General features: G+C 75.1%; 5 protein-coding genes and 1 pseudogene. 1 reads left to right on the top strand and 5 read right to left on the bottom strand.

All coding sequences use genetic code 11. The features are described 5' to 3' along the window. Both PSR1_RS21210 and PSR1_RS21205 read right to left on the bottom strand, forming a co-directional pair. Window positions 1–707: zinc-ribbon domain-containing protein (locus PSR1_RS21210; protein ID WP_193388400.1), on the bottom strand; the 707-nt coding region annotated here is incomplete at its 3' end. 52 nt (window positions 708–759) lie between these two features. Continuing rightward, window positions 760–1,164 carry a helix-hairpin-helix domain-containing protein gene (locus tag PSR1_RS21205; protein WP_059439358.1) on the bottom strand — a complete coding sequence of 135 codons (405 nt, stop codon included), beginning with the start codon at window positions 1,162–1,164 and terminating at the stop codon, window positions 760–762. Window positions 1,165–1,303: 139 nt separating this feature from the next. Here PSR1_RS21205 and hutH point away from each other — a divergent pair, with 139 nt between their 5' ends. Beyond that, the gene (hutH, locus tag PSR1_RS21200; protein WP_059439357.1) at window positions 1,304–2,830 is read left to right on the top strand and encodes a histidine ammonia-lyase; all 1,527 of its coding nucleotides are present in this window, start codon (window positions 1,304–1,306) and stop codon (window positions 2,828–2,830) included. Between the two features lie 51 nt (window positions 2,831–2,881). On the opposite strand, the gene PSR1_RS21195 is transcribed toward hutH, so the two are convergent. From PSR1_RS21195 to PSR1_RS21185, 3 genes and pseudogenes are all read right to left on the bottom strand, one after another. After that, the gene (locus PSR1_RS21195) at window positions 2,882–4,279 is read right to left on the bottom strand and encodes an aspartate kinase (RefSeq protein ID WP_059439356.1); all 1,398 of its coding nucleotides are present in this window, start codon (window positions 4,277–4,279) and stop codon (window positions 2,882–2,884) included. A gap of 220 nt (window positions 4,280–4,499) precedes the next feature. Further along, window positions 4,500–4,865, bottom strand: coding sequence for an FHA domain-containing protein (locus PSR1_RS21190; protein WP_059439355.1), 366 nt, complete (start codon window positions 4,863–4,865; stop codon window positions 4,500–4,502). A gap of 14 nt (window positions 4,866–4,879) precedes the next feature. Further along, window positions 4,880–5,660 (bottom strand): annotated as a pseudogene (locus PSR1_RS21185) (hypothetical protein); the annotation flags it as partial.

Raw genomic sequence — 5,660 nt, 5'->3', positions numbered from 1 at the left:
AGGCGATCCCGCTCGGCGGCGCGGGCGGCCGCGCGCAGCTGCAGCGCGGAGGCGCCCTCGCCGAGCTCGGCGGCGCGCAGGATCTCCGCCGCGGCGAGGTCCGCCTCGGGCACGCGATCGCGCGGCGCGAGGCGCAGCGCCTCCTCGAAGCGGGCGCGCGCCTGGTCCAGGCTGGTGGCGTCGTCCAGCGCCATGAGCGCGAGCCCCTCGGCGCGGAGCCGGCCGGCCTCCGGCGCGTGGCGGCGCGACAGCAGCAGCCAGCCCGCCGCGACCACGACCGCCACGGCCGCGACGACCAGCGGGATGAGCCACTTGCGCCGGGCGCTCCACCGCAGCCGGGCCTCGAAGGTGCCGACGGTGTCCTTGCGCAGGACCGGCGCCCGCGTCACCGCCGCCTGCGTGGGCTGCGGCTTGTACACCGTGGGCCCGGACCGCACCGCGCGGGGGGGCTCGGGCGCGTACGCGCGGGGCGCGGCGCGCGGCGGCTCCGGCTCCGCCTCGGGCTCCGGCGCGGGCGGCGCCGGCGGCGGCGTCATGGCCGGCGGCTCGGGAGGCGGGGCGGGGCTGGCGGCCGGGCGGGCGGCCTCCGGTGGACGCGCGGTGAACACGTGCTGGCAGCGCGTGCACTGGACCGCGGAGCCCTCGGGCGCGAGCAGCGCCTCGTCGAGCTCGTAGAGCGTCGAGCAGCGTTCACATCGGATGAGCAAAACGTTCCTCCGCCCCCGGGTGGAGGAGCCTACCCCAGGGCCGGTCGGGTCGCTACGGCGCTGCCTCGATCCGGAGCGCGCCGCGCGCCTGCTCCAGGCGGCGGGGGCCGATACCGCGCACGCGGCGGAGGTCGTCCGCCGTGCGGAACGGCCCGTCCTGCTCCCGGCTGCGCACCACCGCCTCGGCGAGCCGCCGGGAGAGCCCGGGGACGTGGGCCAGCTCGCGCGCGCCGGCGGTGTTCGGGTCGATGGGTAGCCCCAGCACCAGGCGCTCGTCCGCCGCGAGCGGGCGGCGGTCCCCGGGGTCCGCGGCGCAGCCGAGCCAGTGGCGCGGCGGCACGCCGCGGCCGGCGGGCGCGCAGGCGGGCGGCGCGGGCGGGGACTCCACCTGGACGCGGAAGCGCGCGGGCAGCAGGACGGCGGCGAGCACCAGGGCGAGCGCGACGCGGCGTGGCATGCGGCCCGCCCGCTGCAACCGGGGAGCCGGCCGGGCCACGGGGCACACACCACGGCGGGTGCCCCGGCGGGAAGCGACGGCGGCCGCCGCGCGGACGGTGTAGGAAGGCGCCGCCGGTCCATCCCTGCACGGAGCGCCCATGGAAACCCTCCTCCTCGACGGCGAGACCCTCACGCTGGAGCAGGTCCGCGCGGTCGCGACCGGGGCCGCCCGCGCGGCGCTCGCCCCCGCGGCGCGCGAGCGCGTGCGGCGCTCCCGCGCGCTGGTGGACGCCCGGCTGGAGGACGGCGAGGCGCACTACGGGATCAACACCGGCTTCGGGACGCTCGCCGAGGTGCGCATCCCGCGGGCCGACCTCGAGCGGCTGCAGCGCAACCTGGTGCTCTCGCACGCGGCGGGCGTGGGCGCGCCGCTGCCGCTCGCGGAGGCGCGCGCGCTGGTGCTGCTGCGCGCCAACGTGCTCGCGAAGGGGGTCTCGGGCATCCGCGAGCGCACGCTGGACCTGCTGCTCGCCATGCTGGAGCGCGGCGTGGTGCCGGTGGTGCCGGAGCGCGGGTCGGTGGGCGCGTCGGGCGACCTCGCGCCGCTCGCGCACCTGGCGCTGGTGCTGATCGGCGACGGCGAGGCGTTCCTCGCGCCGCCGGGCGCGGCGGGCGCACCGGAGCGGCTCCCGGGGGGCGAGGCGCTGCGGCGCGCGGGGCTCGAGCCGGTGGTGCTGCAGCCGAAGGAGGGCCTCGCGCTGGTGAACGGGACGCAGGCCATGGCGGCGGTCGGCACGCTGGCGCTGCTCCGCGCCGAGCGGCTGGCGGCGCTCGCGGACCTGGCCGGCGCCATGACGCTGGAGGGGCTGCTCGGCTCGCACCGGCCGTTCGCGCCGGAGATCCAGGCGGCGCGCGGCCAGCCCGGCCAGATCGCCGCCGCCGCGCACCTGCGCGCGCTGCTGGCCGGCTCCGAGCTGAACGCGTCGCACCAGGGCCCCGGCTGCCACAAGGTGCAGGACCCCTACTCGCTCCGCTGCATGCCCCAGGTGCACGGCGCCGCGCGCGACGGCATCGGCTTCTGCCGGGGCGTGCTGGCGCGCGAGGTGAACGCCGCCACCGACAACCCGCTCGTCTTCCCGGACACCGGCGAGATCGTGTCCGGCGGCAACTTCCACGGGCAGCCGGTGGCGCTCGCGCTGGACGTGCTCGCGGTGGCCGCCTCGCACCTCGCCGCCATCTCGGAGCGGCGCGTGGAGCAGCTCGTGAACCCGTCGCTCTCCGGGCTGCCGCCGTTCCTGGCGCCGCAGCACGGGCTCAACTCCGGGTTCATGATCGCGCAGGTGACGAGCGCGGCGCTGGTCTCCGAGAACAAGGTGCTCTGCCACCCGGCCTCGGTGGACTCGATCCCGTCGTCCGCGGGCCGCGAGGACCACGTGTCGATGGGCATGACCGCCGCGCTGAAGGCGCGCCAGGTGGTGGAGAACGTCCGGACCTGCCTCGCCATCGAGCTGCTGGTCGCGGCGCAGGCGCTGGACCTCCGCGCCCCGCTCCGCCCCGCCCAGCGCGTGGCCGAGGCGCACGCCCGCCTGCGCGAGCGCGTCCCGCACCTGTCGGAGGACCGGGCGCTGCACCGCGACATCGAGGCGGTGTCGCGGCTGGTGGACGAGGGCGCGCTGGAGCTGTGAGCCTGGTCCCGGCCGCCGCCGCCCGGGCGGGCGGCAGCGCCGGCAGCCGCGCTACGCCACCGCCTGCGTGGGCGGGTTCAGGCAGAGCGCCCGGTTGAGCGCGATCACCGCCTGCTTGTAGTCCTTGCGGTCGATGACGAACTGCATGTTCGTCTGCCGCAGCGACTGCGAGAACGCGTTCACGTTGATGCCGTTCTCGGCGAGCGCCTGGGTGGCGCGGGCCAGCACGCCGGGGAACGCGATGTTGCTCCCGATGACGCACACGATGGCGGACGGGACCACCGTCACCTTCTGGTACTGGTTCTCGAGCTCCTCCACGAAGGCCGAGGAGACCGACTTCTCCCAGACCACGTGCGTGATCGAGTTCGCGTTGGTGGCCTTCAGGATGTACGAGATCCCGTGGCGCTGGAAGATCTCCATCACCCCGAGGTCGAAGCCCACCGTCCCGACCATCGACGGATCGTGGATCTCCACCGCGCTCACCTTGGGTGACCCGGCGATCACCTCGATGCGCGCCTGGCTGCCCACGTAGTCCTTGGTGATGAGCGTGCCGGGGTGCTCCGGCTCGAACGTGTTCTTCAGGCGGATGGCGATGCCGGCGAGCTCCATGGGCTTCGCGGCCTTCGGGTGGATCGCCTCCATCCCGACGTCGGCCAGCTGGTCGGCCACGTCGTAGTTGGTCATCCCGACCACCACCGTGTTCTGCGCCCCGACCAGCTCCGGGTCGGCCGAGGACAGGTGGTACTCCTTGTGGATGACCGCCTCGTCGGCCCGCAGCTCGACCGCGACCTTGCTGAAGGTGACCTCGGAGTACCCGCGGTCGAACTCCCGCATGATGCCCTCGACGCCCTTCGTGTACCCGGTGACCACCACCACCTGGCGGGTGACGTCCACGCCGGTGAAGCACTTGTGGATGCGCTCGTCGATGGTGAGCGGGTCGTCGTCGTCGAAGCCGGAGAGGTCCATCAGCGAGGCCTCGACGCCCTTCGCCCGGAGGATCTCCACGCTGTTGAACGCGCTGTGCGCCTCGCCCACCGCCGCGAGCATCTCGCGCGCCGCGAGCAGCACGCTGTCGCGGCGCACGTAGCCGCTCGCGAGCACGTGGCGCATCGAGTCGAGCAGCGCCCGCAGCTCCTTCATGCGCTTCTCGATGAACCCGTCGGCGCGGGCCAGATCGAGCCCGAGCGGCGCGAGGCCGGCGTTGATGGCCTTCAGCTTGCCGGTGAGCGCCTCGATGGCGCTGGTGAAGTCGCCGCCGTTCGCGAAGCGGGCGTACACGCCGGGCTCGCCGGTCTTCTTGTGCTCGAGGAGCTGGTTGGTGACGCCGGCGTAGGCGGAGACGACGTACACCCGGCCGTACACGCGGCTCGGGTCGCGCAGCATGATGTTGCGCAGCACCTCGTCGAAGCGGGACATCGAGGTGCCGCCGATCTTCTCGACGCTGATCATGCGAAGGGTTCCGGGGACTGGGTGGCGGTTCGGGGCTCGGGGCCTGGGATGGACGGACCGCGATGATACCCAAACGTGCGCCACATGCCACCCGCCCGGGCCGCGAACGGCGTGGCCGCCGAGCCGGACGGCGGCGGCGTCCCGGCCCGGAACGCGAGACGCCCGGACCCTCGCGCGTCGAGGATCCGGGCGCCGGGGCCCGCGGCCGGCCGGTGGCCGGCTAGGCGGCGAGCGCGGTGCGGCGGAGGTCGCCGCGCGCCGAGAACCGGAACGCGGTCACCGCGCCGACGCGGATCTCGTCGCCGTCCCGGAGGACGGCGGACCGGACGCGCACGCCGTTCACGAACGTGCCGTTCGTCGAGCCGAGGTCGGTGATCGTCCAGGCGCCGTCCTGCCGGCGGGCGATGCGCGCGTGCAGCCGCGACGCGCCGCGGTCGTCCACGGGCAGGTCGGCCTGGTCGGCGCGGCCGATGGTCAGGCCGTCGCTCAACCGCAGCACGCGCCCGAACGCGTCGAGGTGGCTCGCGAAGCTGCAGACGAGCGACGGCGCGGCGGCGGGTCCTGCCAGGTCGAAGGTGGCGAGCATGGGAGACTCCTCGGTCACTCCGAGATGGACACGTCGGCCGCGTTCAGGAAGACCTGCACGGGCCGGAACGACCGCCCGTTCACCGAGCACGACGCGTGCGTGACGCCGTCGGCGCCCGCCCTGCAGCGGTCGGCGGCGAGGCCGGCCTGGACCATGGGCCCGCAGGAGCCCGGGATGCCGCGCTCGGCGGCGCAGCCGCGGGGCGTGGACACGCGAGGGTCGAGCGAGTCCGTCGAGAGCGCCACGTACACGCCGGAGCCGTCGAACATGTTGCCGAAGTACGTCGCCTCGCTGAACCGCCAGCCGGCGACCTCCTCGGCGGTGACGGGGATGGCCTCGCCGGACGGGCCGTAGCCGCGGACCGAGATCTGGACGTGCTTGCCGAACGCGTTGGTGTGCGCGGCGAAGCAGGCGCTCACGAGCTCCTGCTCGGCGGCGGGGATGGTGCCGCCCTTGGCCCACTGCGGCGCGAGGCCCAGGCCGCCGCGCCACGTGTAGGTCTCGCCCCCGCGGGCGTACGACAGCTCCTGGCCGGCCGGCAGCGCACACTGCGCGAGGTACTTCATCACCATCGACGAGTACCCGGCGTCGCGGTCGAACCAGGCGGCGAACGCAGGCTGCGCGAGGGCGCTGCCCGTCAGGCCGCTCGCGGCGAGCCCGGAGGTGCCGGCGCCGAACGCCAGGCCGTTGTTGAGGCGGGCGCCGTTCGTGAACACGCCGTTCGTGAACACGCCGTTCGTGAACACGCCGTTGGTGAAGACGCCGTTCCCCAGGATGCCATTGGTGAAGACGCCA

It is taken from the genome of Anaeromyxobacter sp. PSR-1 (assembly GCF_000964525.1).
GTDB lineage: Bacteria > Myxococcota > Myxococcia > Myxococcales > Anaeromyxobacteraceae > Anaeromyxobacter.
Note: the sequence above shows the minus strand (reverse complement) of the source record. Positions and strands in the feature narration are given on the sequence as shown.